This window comes from Aeromonas salmonicida (assembly GCF_028355655.1).
GTDB classification, from domain to species: domain Bacteria; phylum Pseudomonadota; class Gammaproteobacteria; order Enterobacterales; family Aeromonadaceae; genus Aeromonas; species Aeromonas salmonicida.
Genome location: NZ_CP110645.1, coordinates 1,723,459 through 1,736,356 on the forward strand (window position 1 = coordinate 1,723,459; position 12,898 = coordinate 1,736,356).

The window sequence follows — 12,898 nt, forward strand, 5'->3', positions numbered from 1 at the left end:
AATAGCTCGACATCATAAGGGCCTGGTTGTCTTGCCCGCTCGACATCGTTGAAGGAGTTTATTTTGGCATTGGACATTAAATTGCTCGACATCATTGCTTGCCCGGTTTGCAAGGGGAAGCTGCATTACAACAAGGCCGTGCACGAGCTGGTCTGCCGCTTTGACAAGCTGGCCTATCCGCTGGAAGAGGGGATCCCTGTGCTGTTGGAAAACCGTGCTCGCCAGCTCAATAGCGATGAGATGCCGTCATGAGTTTCGTGGTGGTCATTCCTGCCCGCTATGCCTCGACCCGCTTGCCGGGCAAGCCGCTGGCAGATATCCATGGCAAGCCCATGGTGCAGCACGTGGTGGAAAAAGCCCTGCAATCCGGTGCGGATCGGGTGATCGTCGCCACCGATGACGAGCGGGTGCACAGTGCCCTGGCATCTTTTGCCGAACAAGCCGGTGTCGAGGTGTGCATGACATCGCAGGATCACCAGTCCGGCACCGAGCGGCTGGCGGAAGTGTGCCGTCACTACGGCTTCTCTGCCGATACTATCGTGGTCAACGTGCAGGGAGATGAGCCGCTCATTCCCCCCGCCATCATTCGTCAGGTGGCCGACAACCTGGCTGCGGCGAGCGCGCCCATGGCGACGCTGTCCGTACCCATTCAGGACGCAGAAGAGGCGTTCAATCCCAATGCGGTCAAGGTTGTGACGGACAGGGAGGGCTACGCCCTCTACTTCAGTCGCGCTTGCATTCCCTGGGACAGGGATCGCTTTGCTGCCAGTGATCGCGCTGCTGGGAGCCACGAGCAGATTGGCGATCACTACCAGCGCCACATCGGCATTTACGCCTATCGCGCCGGTTTCATCCAGCGTTACGTGGACTGGGCGCCGAGCGTGCTGGAACAGGTCGAAGCTCTGGAGCAACTGCGGGTGCTCTGGTACGGGGAGAAGATCCACGTGGCCCAGGCGCTGCAAGCGCCACCGGTCGGGGTGGATACCCAGGCAGATCTGGACAAGGTACGCGCGCTGCTGGCGAACTGATGCCAGTACAATCAATCTGACCCTCTGAACGGTGCCTGCAGGCACCGTTTTTGTGTTGAATCTTTATATAATTATTTGATTACAAACACCATTTACGAGCACTTTCAAACTTTTCCCGCCCATGGTTTGCCAAATGAACGAGTTTGGTTATGATGCAAGACGCCGTGTTAACCCTAACTGGCGTATAACGAGATAAAAAACGGGGTGTTTGGGTGATTAATGTATTCCTGGTCGATGATCATGAGTTGGTGCGTACAGGGATAAGACGCATTTTGGAAGATGTCCGCGGGATCAAGGTAGTGGGTGAGGCACAGAGCGGGGAAACCGCCGTCACGTTTTGCCGTCAGCACCATCCTGACGTGATCCTGATGGACATGAACATGCCGGGCATCGGCGGCCTGGAGGCGACCCGCAAGATACTGCGGATCCGGCCCGATGTGCGCATCATAGTGCTGACCATTCATTCAGAAAATCCGTTCCCGACCAAGGTGATGCAGGCGGGCGCAGCTGGTTACCTGACCAAGGGAGCCGCGCCGGATGAGATGATCCACGCCATTCGCCTGGTGCATTCAGGCCAGCGTTACATCTCCCCCGAGATCGCCCAGCAGATGGCCCTCAGTCAGTTTGCCTCGGCGGACGAGAATCCCTTCAAGTCCCTCTCCGAGCGCGAGCTGCAGATCATGATGATGATCACCAAGGGACAGAAGGTGACCGACATCTCCGAACAGTTGAACCTGAGCCCCAAGACGGTCAACAGCTACCGCTACCGCCTGTTCAGCAAGCTCGACATCAATGGCGATGTGGAGCTGACCCATCTGGCCATTCGCTATGGCATGCTGGATGCCGACACCCTGTAACCGGCTGTCGTGTAGAAAGCAAAGGCGGCCCAGCCGCCTTTTTGCATTTCGCCGGCCTGGCGCAGTATGCTCTCTCCGTTGATGCTGACTTCTATCGTTTTCGCCCCTTTGTGTTGAGTCGAGTAGCCTGATGACCTTTTCTCCCGAGCCCCTCTTTGACAGCAAAGCCTTTTTGAGTGCCGTGACGCGCCAGATCGACGTCTGTCGCAGGAGCCATCATGACGACTTCTGAACCTCTCTTTGACAGCAAGGCTTTTTTGAGTGCAGTGACCCACCAGAGCGGCGTTTACCGCATGTATGACAGCGGTGGTACCGTCATCTATGTGGGCAAGGCCAAGGATCTGAAAAAGCGGCTCGCCTCCTATTTTCGTACCAATGTCGACAGCATCAAGACCCGTACCCTGGTGCGCCAGATCGCCGACATTCAGGTCATGGTGACCCATACGGAGACAGAGGCGCTGATCCTCGAGCACAATCTCATCAAGCAGTACCAGCCGCGTTACAACGTGTTGCTGCGGGACGACAAATCCTACCCCTGGATCATCATCACGGCGCACCAGCACCCCCGCATCGGCGTGCATCGCGGTGCCCGCAAGATTAAAGGGGAGTACTTTGGTCCTTACCCTTCCGGCGGCGCCGTGCGCGAGAGCCTGCATCTGATGCAGAAAATCTTTCCTGTGCGCCAGTGCGAAGATGCCGTCTATGCCAACCGCACCCGTCCCTGTCTGCTCTATCAGCTCAAACGCTGCGCCGGTCCTTGTGTCGCCGGTCTGGTGAGCGAGGCTGAGTATGCCCAGCAGGTGGGGCTGGCCAAGCTGTTTCTGGCGGGCAAGAACCAGCAGGTAATAGGCGAGCTGGTGGGCAAGATGGAGTCCGCCAGCGGCGATCTGCGTTTCGAAGAAGCGGCCCGCTATCGGGATCAGATCCAGGCGCTGCGCCGGGTGACAGAGCAGCAATCGGTGAGCGGTAACGTGCTGGACGACCTGGACGTCATCGGTGTCGCATTCGAACAGGGTGCAGCCTGTATCCATGTGCTCTTTATCCGCCAGGGCAAGGTGCTCGGCTCGCGCAGCTACTTCCCCAAAGTCCCGAGTGACACGCCTCTCGAGGAGGTGGTGCAATCCTTCCTGTTGCAGTTCTATTTGTCGGGGCAGGGGGGGCGGCAGATCCCGAGCGAGGTGCTGCTGGACGTCGCCCTCGAGGATGAAACCCTGATCGCCGACACCCTGAGCCAGACTGCTGGCTACAAGGTACGGGTGGTGAGCCGTACCCGTGCCGAGCGGGCTCGCTTCATCAAGCTCGCCTCCATCAATGCCGAGACTGCGCTGCGCTCGCGCCTCGCCCACAAGAGCACCACCACGGCCCGCTTCAGCCAGCTGGAAGAGCTGCTGGAGCTGGAGCGCCCCATCGCCCGCATGGAGTGTTATGACATCTCCCACACCATGGGGGAGCGCACCGTGGCCTCTTGCGTAGTGTTCAACCGGGAGGGGCCGCTCAGCTCAGAGTATCGTCGTTTCAACATCGACGGCATCACAGGGGGTGATGACTACGCTGCCATGGAGCAGGTGCTGGAGCGGCGCTTTGGCAAGCTGCAAGAGCCGGACAAGGTGCCGGATGTGCTCTTTATCGACGGCGGGCTCGGTCAGTTGCGCCGCGCCGAGGAGATCCTGGCGCGTCAGCAGGAGTTTCTCGGCGGCAAATACCCGCTGCTGGTGGGCATTGCCAAGGGAGTAACCCGCAAGGCGGGGCTGGAGACCCTGATCATGGGGGAGAGCCACGAAGAGCTGCACTTGCCGGCAGATATGCCCGCTTTGCACCTGATCCAGCATATTCGCGATGAATCCCACCGTTTTGCCATTACAGGTCACAGAGCACGGCGCGCCAAGGCCCGTACTAGCAGTACCCTGGAGGAGATTCCGGGGGTCGGGCCCAAACGTCGTCAAGCCCTGCTCAAGTATCTGGGGGGCTTGCAGGAGGTGAAAAAGGCAGGGGTGGACGATCTCGCCAAGGTGCCGGGTATCAGCCAGGAGCTGGCCCAGTCGATCCACGATGCACTGCGTTCGCTCTGAACATAGCTCTCAACCCCGAATCCTGATGCACAAGAGCCGTGACGCAAGGGGGCTGAAAATGCCATAATGGCCCGCATCCTGAGGTTATTGATGGATTAATAGACCAAGGCGGGCGCCTGTCCGGTTGCATCCGTGATCGGCTTGGGGCTACCATGTAGCGGCATACAAGAAGTGGCTGAAAATAATGACAAATATTCCTAACCTGCTGACGTTTTTTCGGATTTTGCTCATCCCCGTCTTCGTCATCCTGTTTTATGTTCCCTACCAGTGGTCCTATCTGGCGGCGGCTGTCGTCTTCACTCTGGCGGCCGCGACCGACTGGTTTGATGGCTATCTCGCCCGCAAGCTGAATCAGTCAACCGCCTTTGGTGCCTTCCTCGATCCGGTCGCTGACAAGATCATGGTGGCAGCGGCCCTGGTGGTCATAGTCGAACACTACAACACCATCTGGGTCACCATCCCCGCCATGACCATGATTGGCCGCGAGATCATCATCTCCGCCCTGCGTGAATGGATGGCCGAACTTGGCAAGCGTTCCGCGGTTGCAGTCAGCTGGATTGGCAAATGGAAGACCATGATCCAGATGGTGTCGCTCACCGGCCTTATCTGGCAATACGACATCTGGATGGTGTGGCTCGCTTACGTGCTGCTGTATGTGGCGACCGTGCTCACCTTCTGGTCCATGTTCCAGTACATGAAAGCGGCTTGGGGCGATCTGACCTACCACTCCCGCTTCTAGTTTCTGCCCTGGCAGAAAACGGTGTTTCCTTGTCGTTGGGGCAGGGAAACACTCATGAGTGGTAAAAGTGCAGGAAAAGGGTAAAAAACACCCGAACGATCAGGGTATTAAATATTTTTGGTTGACTGAGCGAGGAACATCGCTAGAATGCGTCCTCGTAGTCAGGCAGTCAGCCAGACCAATGCGGGAATAGCTCAGTTGGTAGAGCACGACCTTGCCAAGGTCGGGGTCGCGAGTTCGAGTCTCGTTTCCCGCTCCAAATTCAGACAATAGAGAGCCAACTCTCTTTTGCATGGCGCGTTAGCAAAGCGGTTATGCAGCGGATTGCAAATCCGTTTAGTCCGGTTCGACTCCGGAACGTGCCTCCATATTGACAAGCCCGCCAAGCGGACTTGATACCGATTGCGGTGCCCGAGTGGTGAAATCGGTAGACACAAGGGATTTAAAATCCCTCGACGTTCGCGTCGTGCCGGTTCGATTCCGGCCTCGGGCACCATTAAAATCAAAGACTTACGAAGGCCACTAGCAATAGTGGCCTTTTTGTTTTCCTTCCAGTGTCCACATTTGATCCACACAGATTTTTCTTGCCATCACTGAGACCTCTGTATTGCTCTAAGCATCTGACCGTACTGCAACCCATTGGAGATCAGCTGCGCGGTCAGGCTTGGGGGGGGATGAGCAAGGGGCCGTAGGCCCCTTGATGCTTGCTCCTCATGCTTTCACAACGCTCAGGCAATAGTCATTGGGTGCTTCAGTCGCTGATTCCTTCACAACAACATTCTCGCTGCAGGTTACGCCGTCATTACGGATCACTGTTACCCGAGCATGGGTCTTGCCGCTGATGGCCTTGCACAAAGCTTGATTAAGCCGAGAGCCTGGCTGTTCGTCTAGCAATGTGAACGTGAAAACATGCACATGGTCTGCACGCCGCTCAACAAGCTTGAAACGGTTGACCCCAAGCGATTCTGGAAACAAAAACGTCAGCTTAGAGTCTTGATGGGTATAGTCGGTAGTCATGGACGCATCCTTGGGTTGTAGGCATTAGGTAGTGGACAGGTTTGCCACACCAGAGAGATGAGAATCGCGAATGTGATCCGCTTTTCTCCTCTAATACATGAATAACTAAATAACCAACTGATTTTAAAGTGTTTTCAGTGTGCTACAAATGCAAGAAAGGGCCACGTTGGCCCCTAGGTGTGTAATGCCGATAACTAGCTTTATCGGCATTAATCCCGCACTGAGATCGCCTTCAATGCAAAGTCATTCAAGGACTTGTACGCCTCCATGAACTCTCTAGTCTTTGCATGCAGAGCCTCTAATGAAGGCTGTGACTGGAGATACATGGCTTCCAGTTCAGCCTCAAGGCGATCAGCAGTTGCTTGAAGCTTCAAAAGTGCATCAGAAAATGCCGCGTCAACAATCATAAAATTCCCCTAATTTTCAAAGCAGTATGCTTAGACAAGATGTTGGTTCTGATAACCCACATTTCAACCCTATTCACCAAAGAAGAGATAACACCTCTCCCCCGTGGATGGCGTGAGCATGGTTGTCTGGGAAATCCCCCCGTATTTCTACTCGGGGTTGCGACTACCATTATTTATTCTGGCAGTTCTTCAAGCTTCACTTCGAGCTGTACGCGGTTGGTGTAACCCTGATTGGTGAGGTCGTGCATCACCTGGGTGAGCAGCCAAGGGGCTGCGTCGATGTCGGGTTTGAAGCCCCTGACGGTGGTGGGTTGTTCCGGGTAGAGTTCTGGGCGGCCTTTGGCCAGGGTGATGTCGAACTCGGCCACCCCGCGCTGGATCCGTTCCCACTCCGCACGGGCGGCCCGCATGGCGTTGGCCTGATTGGCGTAAACATGGCGCAGCTCTTTGACGTTCTCGCTGTCGCCGACCAGCAGTTCATGTTCCTTCTTGTTGACGACCACGCCAGGCGGCAGTGGCCGTTCCGGTTTCGGTTTGGTCTTTTTCTTGCGCTTCACCTCTATTTTCTTTTTCTCGGCGGCCTTGTTGTCTTGCCAGTAGGCCGTCACACCGGTGTAAGCGTCACGGTCGGCCACCGAGAAGCGGTGCTGATCGCCATCTTGGCGGGTGATGGTGATGGCCGGCAGGGGCTGGCCACTGGCGGTGATGCCCTGACCTGCCTTGATGAACATCAGGTGGCCAGACTTGACGGTGGCGATGGCATCACACTGACCCGCCAGGCGGGTGAGGAAGGCGAGGTCGCTTTCGTTGGTCTGGTCAATGTGGTCGATTAGCTGGCCTTTGAGCGAGTCACCCACGCAGGGTGTGAGCTGGTAGGGGGCGGCGAGCTGTTCGACGATGCTGTTAATGGTGGTTTGGTGCCAGCTGCGTTCGCGCAGTTTGTTCATGCCGCTGCGCAAGTCTGCCGATTTGCCCCGGATGGTGAGCACGTCGGGGGCACCGTTGTGTTCCACTTCGTCAATTTTATAGGTGCCCTTGTCGACCAGGGCGCTGCCCTGCCAGCCGATGAAGGCGCGCAGGGTAGCCCCACGGCGTGGCATGTCGAGCTGACTGTCGCTGTCATCGAGGGTGATCTCGATGGTGTCGGCAGTGAAGCCCCGGTTGTCGGTGATGGTCATTGACATCAGGCGCGGGCGAATGGCGGCAGAGATGTCACTGCCATCGACCAGCACTTGGTAAGCCGGTACCGGATGGCCTTGGCGCAGGGCGTCGAGCGGGTTGGTGATGCCCAGATTGTCGGCCAGACGACTGCCTAACTGGTCAAAGGCGCCCATCAGAAAAGCCCCCCGAGTTTGTTGCCGATGCTGCCGATCAGCTTGCCCACTCCGAGGCGGCCAAGCAGGTTGCCAGCGGTGCGGCCCAGCAAGGTGTTGACGATGGATCTGTCGTTGTCATCGACCCGTTTGAGCTTGATGGTGAATTCAATTTTGCGGGCAGTGCCATCGTTGAAAAACTCGCTGCGGGTGGTGCTGATGCCCTCTATCACGAATGACCCGCGCATCACGCCATCGCCCTGGATCAGGGGGAAGGCTTCACCGCTGTCACCCATCAGGCGCAGCATGTCGAGGGAGACGGGGCCGCCGGTTACCTCGGGCAGCAGTACCCCGCTCAGGGTGCTGGTTTCATCATCCGGGCCGAGGAACTGATAAGCCGGGCGAGCGCCGACCCGGTTATTGCCCGGGTGGCGCCATGCCCATTCATCTTGTTGGGATTGGGGGGCGACGGTCGAGCGCATAAACACGAACCAGCCCAAGGTCATCATCATGGTGGTTGCTCCTTAGTTGCGATCGCCCAGGGTGGCACGGCCACGTGCGGCGGCCTGTCGTTCGCGCCTGTCCAGCTCACGGCTTATCTCTTGCGCCACGTCGGCGCCGGATTGGCCCGGTTGCTGAACAATGTGGATAGGGGCGTTGATCTCGGTGGTTGACGATACTCCTCTTGCTGCAACTGGCTTTGCGGTCTGCACAATGCGCGGGCCATCACTGCCAGTTCCATTCCCATTTACGTTGATCACTTGCTCTCTAACAGTGCGGGTTGCGTCTGCTATATGGCTCGATGCTACCGGCTGCACCTGCTCGCGGATCCGACGGGTAGTGCCATAGTCGTAACCACTGGCCAAGGCTGGTTGGTTGTAGTTACCAGTCAGGTACCCCGAATGATTTATGTTGGCAGTGACGGAACCACCGCCTTTCATCCAGTCAGGCAGCAGGTCAGTGAGGGCTTTTATCTTGGCTTTCAGGCTTTCCCATTTGGCGGCGATGCCACCAATCAGGCCCTCGATGATGGCTCGCCCCTTGTTGGCGGCACCGGCAGGCAGGGTGTCGAAGAAGGCCCATATCTCGTTCCAGTGCATGGTGAGCATGCCGATGGGTGTCCAGGAGAAGATCTCTTTCAGCAGATCCCAGTAAGCGAGCACCGGGGCTTTGCATTTATCCCAAAGCTCAGTGAACCACTTGGATATTCCGTCCCAGTTTTTGTATATGAGGTAGGCACCCCCGGCGATAGCTGCGATAGCCATGATGAACCAGCCGACCGGGGTGGTGAGCATTGCCACCCCGAGCCGGAATATACCGATGGTGAGCCACTTAAGCGGTGCAAGCAGCAGGGTGATGGCTTTGCCGAGGAACGTGCCTTTGATGCCCAAGATCCCGAACGTCAGTTTCATGATAGCCAGTGGCCCAAGCAGGGCGGCAACGGTCAACGACAGCCCGCCTAGGGCAATGGCGATGATGGATGTCACGGCAGCAATCCTGACCAGTGTGTTGGCCAGTTCAGGGTTTGCTTCAACCCAGTTACGGGTACCGGCGACGATCTCTTTGGTGAATGTGATGATGTCCATCAGGGAGCCGCGCAGCAGTTCGCCAAGGTCTGCCTTCACGTTTGTTATCCCGGCCTGCAGGATCAGCCATTGGGATGAGAGCGAGTCTTTGTCGATGTCGGACTCGCGTTGCATCGACCCCCTCGACTTCTCTGCGTTTACCAGTTTCAACTGGCGGTAGAGTTCATCCAGGTTGTTGGAGAGCTTGGCCGCATCTTTGCCGTATTCCTTACCGAATATCTGGGTGGTGACCCTGAGCTGGTCTTCTGCTTTGAGCTTTTTGATTTTCTCTAGCACCTTGGTGATGGTGCCCATGGCATCGGTGGCCATGGCTTTTTCAACGTCAGTCGATTTCAGGCCGACCGCCTTCATGCCTGCCTGGAAGCGCTTGCTTTGCATGGTCGCGATGGAGAGTTCTCGCACCATGGCGTTGGAGGCACTGGCGGCGATCTCCGGCGCTGCCCCCAGGCTGAGGAAGGTGGAGCCCAGCGCGGCCGCTTTCTTGTAATCGAGCTTGTCGGCAACGCCCCCCAGACGTTGCAGCACGTCGATGATATCTGCGCCCTTGGATTGGGCGTTGTCGTCGAGGTAGTTGATGGCATCGCCGAGTTGTTCGATGTTGCCGATGGGGATCTTGTAGAGGTTGGCAATCTTGCCCATGTCTTCGGCGAGCTGACCGGCCGGCAGTTCAAAGGCGGTGGCCGCCTTGGCGGCAGTTCTGGCGAAGTTGAGCAGGTTGTCTTTGCCCTGCACCCCCATGCGGGCGGCCCCTTCGACCAGGGCTGCGATGTCGATTGCGCCATTGAGCTGGGGGATCTCTTCTGAGATAGCCTTTATCTCTTTGGCCATGTCGTAGTAGACGGAGGTGAGTTCGCCGGAATCGGTTCTGGCGCCATCCACCTGCTTGGCAACGCCCTTCATTGCATCTTCAAAGCCGGAATATTCTTTGATAGCGCTGTAAACCGGCATGCCGATGGCGGTACCGGCTGCGATAGCGGTAGCGCCGTGGCCAGCTATTTGGCCGCGCAGTTCTTGGGTCTGGCGGTAGTTGGCTTTGACCTGGTTGAGGCGCTTTTGCTGGTCAGCCAGTTGGCCCAGTTTGGCGCGCTGCTGGTCGAGCTGACCGTTGGCGGCAGCCAGATCAGTTCTAAGTTGGCGCTGGTGCCCGCTGAGTTGCTTGGTGTTGATGCCTGCTTCCGTCAGGACTTGTTTCATGCGCCCATAGCGTGAAACCATTTCACGCTCTTTTTGTTCAAGAGCGCCAGCCGCCTGCTTGGCTTTTTCCATGGCACGGGTCATGGCTTTGGTCGGTTGTTCGACTGATGCCATGCCAAGGGATAGTTGCACGACTTCACGTTGGGCTTTTACCAACTCTGCCCTGGTGGCGCCAATCTGACGGCCCAGAGTGCGATAGCCGTCAATTTGGCCGCTCTGGGTTTCCAGCTCCTTGATGCGCTTCTTGGTGGCGAGCAGGTCTTGAGCTGTCGTGCGGCTTTGGCCGCTGGCTGTTTTGAGGGGGGCGGTGATCTTGTCGACCGCCCCGAGCAGGATTTGGAGTTTGAGAGGGTTCATTGTTCTTCTGCCCCGTTGATGCGGTTGTGAGTCTCAACGAGGCGTTGGTGCCAGCCCATCAGCTCGCTGATTTCCATGGCCGCCATGTCGGACGGCGGCCAGTGGGCGATGATGGCAATCTCTGCCATCAGGTCATCTACGCAGCCAGGTAACCCATTTTCTTCGTCATCAAAAAACCGGCCACCTCACTGCCCAGCTGGACGAAGTCCGCCGGGTCCATGTTGCCAATCTCGGCTTCGGTCAGGATCGGGGTGGTGATGCGGGGCAGCAGTTTGGTGAGGGCGTTGACGTCCATCTGCAGGACGTCGGCCATGTTGAGGCCGCGCATTTCGCCCGCCTTGGGTTTGCGCAGTTGCACTTCGGTGATGGTGGTGTCGCCGCGCTGGATGACCTGGTCGAGGGTAACGGTTTTGTTTTCCATGGTGCTTGTTCCTGATGTTGATGTGGTGAGGGCGGCTGTTGGCCGCCCGTTTGGTTGTTGGGTGGGTTAGAGGCCGATGGCTTTGCGGTGCTCGGCCATCAGGTCGACGCCATCGACTATCCAGATCATGTTGAGCAGGTCGATTTCGCACAGAACAACGCCGTTCATGGTCTCTTTGTAGTAGGTGTTGACCATGCTGATTTTGCTCTGGGAGTTGTCGCCAGTTTTGAGGGTGCCCCGGTCGAGCTCTTTGAAGCGGCCGCGCTGGACGATTTCAACGGCGACCACTTCACCGGTGTCATCGCGCTGGACGGAACCGGCAAAGCGCAGCTGGACGCCGTCAATCTTGGCGATACCCATACGCTTTACCAGTTCGGCCTCAAGGCCGCCGAAGGTGAAGGAGGTATCGAGGGCGCCATCATCCAGCCCCATGTGGATGTTGGCGGCGCCCATCATGCCACCACCGCGATAGGCTTCGAATTTCTGGCTCAGTTTTGCCGGGGTGAAGTCTTCGGCGACGCCGATCCAGTTCTCACCATCTTGAAAAATGTTCAGGTGTTTGAGTTTGCGTGGCAGTGCCATGGTGGCTCCTTATGCTGCAGCCGCGACGCGGGCGCTGAAGTCGATGAGGTAGGAGTCGGTGATGCGCTGCTGGAAGCCGAGGTCTTCAAGCGGCGGTACCGGTGTGTAGTTGTAATCGATGCGCAGCTTGCCAGCCTTGAGGGTGTCCTTGTCGTTGAGCTCCTCGTTGTACCAGCAGTCAAAGCCGAGCAGGTAACCGCCGGTCACCAGTTCGCGACCCTTGGCCTTGATGCCCTCGATGATGTCTTTCACTAGGGTCGGGGTCATGGGCTTATCGACGGCCCACATGTGCGCGTCTGCGATGGTGTCGGCCAGCACCTGGGCGGTGCGGGTGTAGTTCTCGAAGCAGAACAGGGGATCGTCCGAACAGGTGCGGTTGCCCCAGTTGCGGAACCCGTTGGCCTGGATCAGGCAGGTCACCTCGTTGGCGTTGAGCAGGCCGACTTCGGTGTCCGGGTCTTGCAGATCCCAGAACAGGGACTTGGTCATGCCATCGACCCCGGTCACACCGACGTTCGACAGGGTCTTGTGCCAGCCGACCTCTTTGTCGATAAGGGCCCGCAGGGCGGCCGCCTTGAGGCAGGCATCGAGCTTGACACTGGCATTGGCGGTGGTATCCCACGCCGTCCAGTCACCATGGATCAGCATCAGTTCGCGGCTGGCGAAGTTTTCACGATAGGCCAGGGCGGCCTCGACGGTTTCGGCGATGGTCGGCACGTAGGCAAAGGCGCGCAGCTTCTTGGCCATGCCCGCCAAGGCGGTGGCCACCGGCAGGGTGCAGTTGTCCGGTACGCAGAGGATGCGCGGCTTGACGGTGGTGACCGGGGCGGCTCGTTCCAGTGCCTTGAGGCCGGTGTAGCTGCCGTCTGGCTTGATGGTGCCGATGATGTTGCTGGTCAGTTCGGCTGCGTCGGCGCCGTCGGCCACGCGCACGGCGATGACGATGGTGTTGACGGTGTCATAAATGGTTTGCAGCGACTTCTTGAGGTTGCCGTTGCTGCCTGCTTTGGCGATGGCTGCCGGCAGGTTGGCAATCAGCACGGGTTTGTCGAGCGGGAAGTAGGCAGCATCAGCATCGGCGCTGGTGCAGACCATGCCGATCACCGCCGTGGCGACGGTGCGGATGGTGCGGGTGCCCTCGTTGATTTCCACGACGCGCACGCCGTGGTGAAATTGGTCCAGTGCCATAGGTTCTCCTGTTGTCCGGACGGAGCTTGGTGCATGTGATGCGAGCAGGGTCAGGATGTAGGAGCTGGGGAAGAGAGGCGAGCGGCGGCCAGTGTATCCAGCGTGGATACACTGGAACGGCGGTGACAAGGGGTTGATGA

At 57.9% G+C, this 12,898-nt stretch carries 14 protein-coding genes and 3 tRNA genes; 8 read left to right on the forward strand and 9 right to left on the reverse strand.

Annotation, left to right across the window (positions count from 1 at the left end):
* Nucleotides 1–63 precede the first annotated feature (63 nt).
* From ONZ54_RS08355 to ONZ54_RS08390, 8 genes are all read left to right on the forward strand, one after another.
* Nucleotides 64–252: a Trm112 family protein gene (locus ONZ54_RS08355; RefSeq protein ID WP_005320086.1), complete on the forward strand. Its 189-nt coding sequence runs from the start codon at nucleotides 64–66 to the stop codon at nucleotides 250–252.
* The gene (kdsB, locus tag ONZ54_RS08360; RefSeq protein WP_059168670.1) at nucleotides 249–1,028 is read left to right on the forward strand and encodes a 3-deoxy-manno-octulosonate cytidylyltransferase; all 780 of its coding nucleotides are present in this window, start codon (nucleotides 249–251) and stop codon (nucleotides 1,026–1,028) included. Before ONZ54_RS08355 ends, kdsB begins: the two co-directional genes overlap by 4 nt.
* Before the next feature lie 212 nt (nucleotides 1,029–1,240).
* On the forward strand, nucleotides 1,241–1,885 hold the full coding sequence (gene uvrY / locus ONZ54_RS08365) for a UvrY/SirA/GacA family response regulator transcription factor (RefSeq protein WP_005320080.1): 645 nt from the start codon (nucleotides 1,241–1,243) through the stop codon (nucleotides 1,883–1,885).
* 218 nt (nucleotides 1,886–2,103) lie between these two features.
* Nucleotides 2,104–3,954, forward strand: coding sequence for an excinuclease ABC subunit UvrC (gene uvrC / locus ONZ54_RS08370; protein ID WP_131729862.1), 1,851 nt, complete (start codon nucleotides 2,104–2,106; stop codon nucleotides 3,952–3,954).
* Between the two features lie 184 nt (nucleotides 3,955–4,138).
* Nucleotides 4,139–4,693 carry a CDP-diacylglycerol--glycerol-3-phosphate 3-phosphatidyltransferase gene (gene pgsA, locus ONZ54_RS08375; RefSeq protein ID WP_005320074.1) on the forward strand — a complete coding sequence of 185 codons (555 nt, stop codon included), beginning with the start codon at nucleotides 4,139–4,141 and terminating at the stop codon, nucleotides 4,691–4,693.
* A gap of 183 nt (nucleotides 4,694–4,876) precedes the next feature.
* A tRNA-Gly gene (locus ONZ54_RS08380) sits at nucleotides 4,877–4,952 on the forward strand.
* Between the two features lie 35 nt (nucleotides 4,953–4,987).
* Nucleotides 4,988–5,061, forward strand: a tRNA-Cys gene (locus ONZ54_RS08385).
* A gap of 41 nt (nucleotides 5,062–5,102) precedes the next feature.
* Nucleotides 5,103–5,189, forward strand: a tRNA-Leu gene (locus tag ONZ54_RS08390).
* 215 nt (nucleotides 5,190–5,404) lie between these two features.
* Here ONZ54_RS08390 and ONZ54_RS08395 read toward each other — a convergent pair.
* From ONZ54_RS08395 to ONZ54_RS08435, 9 genes are all read right to left on the reverse strand, one after another.
* Nucleotides 5,405–5,710, reverse strand: a complete 306-nt coding sequence (locus ONZ54_RS08395) for a hypothetical protein (protein ID WP_065401156.1) — start codon at nucleotides 5,708–5,710, stop codon at nucleotides 5,405–5,407.
* A 209-nt stretch (nucleotides 5,711–5,919) separates the two neighbouring features.
* On the reverse strand, nucleotides 5,920–6,117 hold the full coding sequence (locus ONZ54_RS08400; RefSeq protein WP_271787901.1) for a hypothetical protein: 198 nt from the start codon (nucleotides 6,115–6,117) through the stop codon (nucleotides 5,920–5,922).
* Nucleotides 6,118–6,290: 173 nt separating this feature from the next.
* Nucleotides 6,291–7,451: a phage late control D family protein gene (locus ONZ54_RS08405; protein WP_271787902.1), complete on the reverse strand. Its 1,161-nt coding sequence runs from the start codon at nucleotides 7,449–7,451 to the stop codon at nucleotides 6,291–6,293.
* The gene (locus ONZ54_RS08410) at nucleotides 7,451–7,942 is read right to left on the reverse strand and encodes a phage tail protein (RefSeq protein WP_271787903.1); all 492 of its coding nucleotides are present in this window, start codon (nucleotides 7,940–7,942) and stop codon (nucleotides 7,451–7,453) included. Before ONZ54_RS08410 ends, ONZ54_RS08405 begins: the two co-directional genes overlap by 1 nt.
* A gap of 12 nt (nucleotides 7,943–7,954) precedes the next feature.
* On the reverse strand, nucleotides 7,955–10,567 hold the full coding sequence (locus ONZ54_RS08415) for a phage tail tape measure protein (protein ID WP_271787904.1): 2,613 nt from the start codon (nucleotides 10,565–10,567) through the stop codon (nucleotides 7,955–7,957).
* On the reverse strand, nucleotides 10,564–10,695 hold the full coding sequence (locus tag ONZ54_RS08420) for a GpE family phage tail protein (RefSeq protein WP_099993757.1): 132 nt from the start codon (nucleotides 10,693–10,695) through the stop codon (nucleotides 10,564–10,566). Before ONZ54_RS08420 ends, ONZ54_RS08415 begins: the two co-directional genes overlap by 4 nt.
* Before the next feature lie 8 nt (nucleotides 10,696–10,703).
* Nucleotides 10,704–10,988 carry a phage tail assembly protein gene (locus tag ONZ54_RS08425; RefSeq protein ID WP_271787905.1) on the reverse strand — a complete coding sequence of 95 codons (285 nt, stop codon included), beginning with the start codon at nucleotides 10,986–10,988 and terminating at the stop codon, nucleotides 10,704–10,706.
* A 66-nt stretch (nucleotides 10,989–11,054) separates the two neighbouring features.
* Nucleotides 11,055–11,570 carry a phage major tail tube protein gene (locus ONZ54_RS08430; RefSeq protein ID WP_271787906.1) on the reverse strand — a complete coding sequence of 172 codons (516 nt, stop codon included), beginning with the start codon at nucleotides 11,568–11,570 and terminating at the stop codon, nucleotides 11,055–11,057.
* Nucleotides 11,571–11,579: 9 nt separating this feature from the next.
* Nucleotides 11,580–12,758 carry a phage tail sheath protein gene (locus ONZ54_RS08435; RefSeq protein WP_169045799.1) on the reverse strand — a complete coding sequence of 393 codons (1,179 nt, stop codon included), beginning with the start codon at nucleotides 12,756–12,758 and terminating at the stop codon, nucleotides 11,580–11,582.
* Nucleotides 12,759–12,898: the final 140 nt, after the last annotated feature.

Coding starts and splice junctions, on each gene's coding strand:
- kdsB (WP_059168670.1), top strand. CDS start 249: ATGAGTTTCGTGGTGGTCATTCCTGCCCGCTATGCCTCGACCCGCTTG.
- uvrC (WP_131729862.1), top strand. CDS start 2,104: ATGACGACTTCTGAACCTCTCTTTGACAGCAAGGCTTTTTTGAGTGCA.
- pgsA (WP_005320074.1), top strand. CDS start 4,139: ATGACAAATATTCCTAACCTGCTGACGTTTTTTCGGATTTTGCTCATC.
- ONZ54_RS08395 (WP_065401156.1), bottom strand. CDS start 5,710: ATGACTACCGACTATACCCATCAAGACTCTAAGCTGACGTTTTTGTTT.
- ONZ54_RS08400 (WP_271787901.1), bottom strand. CDS start 6,117: ATGATTGTTGACGCGGCATTTTCTGATGCACTTTTGAAGCTTCAAGCA.
- ONZ54_RS08405 (WP_271787902.1), bottom strand. CDS start 7,451: ATGGGCGCCTTTGACCAGTTAGGCAGTCGTCTGGCCGACAATCTGGGC.
- ONZ54_RS08410 (WP_271787903.1), bottom strand. CDS start 7,942: ATGATGATGACCTTGGGCTGGTTCGTGTTTATGCGCTCGACCGTCGCC.
- ONZ54_RS08415 (WP_271787904.1), bottom strand. CDS start 10,567: ATGAACCCTCTCAAACTCCAAATCCTGCTCGGGGCGGTCGACAAGATC.
- ONZ54_RS08420 (WP_099993757.1), bottom strand. CDS start 10,695: ATGGCAGAGATTGCCATCATCGCCCACTGGCCGCCGTCCGACATGGCG.
- ONZ54_RS08425 (WP_271787905.1), bottom strand. CDS start 10,988: ATGGAAAACAAAACCGTTACCCTCGACCAGGTCATCCAGCGCGGCGAC.
- ONZ54_RS08430 (WP_271787906.1), bottom strand. CDS start 11,570: ATGGCACTGCCACGCAAACTCAAACACCTGAACATTTTTCAAGATGGT.
- ONZ54_RS08435 (WP_169045799.1), bottom strand. CDS start 12,758: ATGGCACTGGACCAATTTCACCACGGCGTGCGCGTCGTGGAAATCAAC.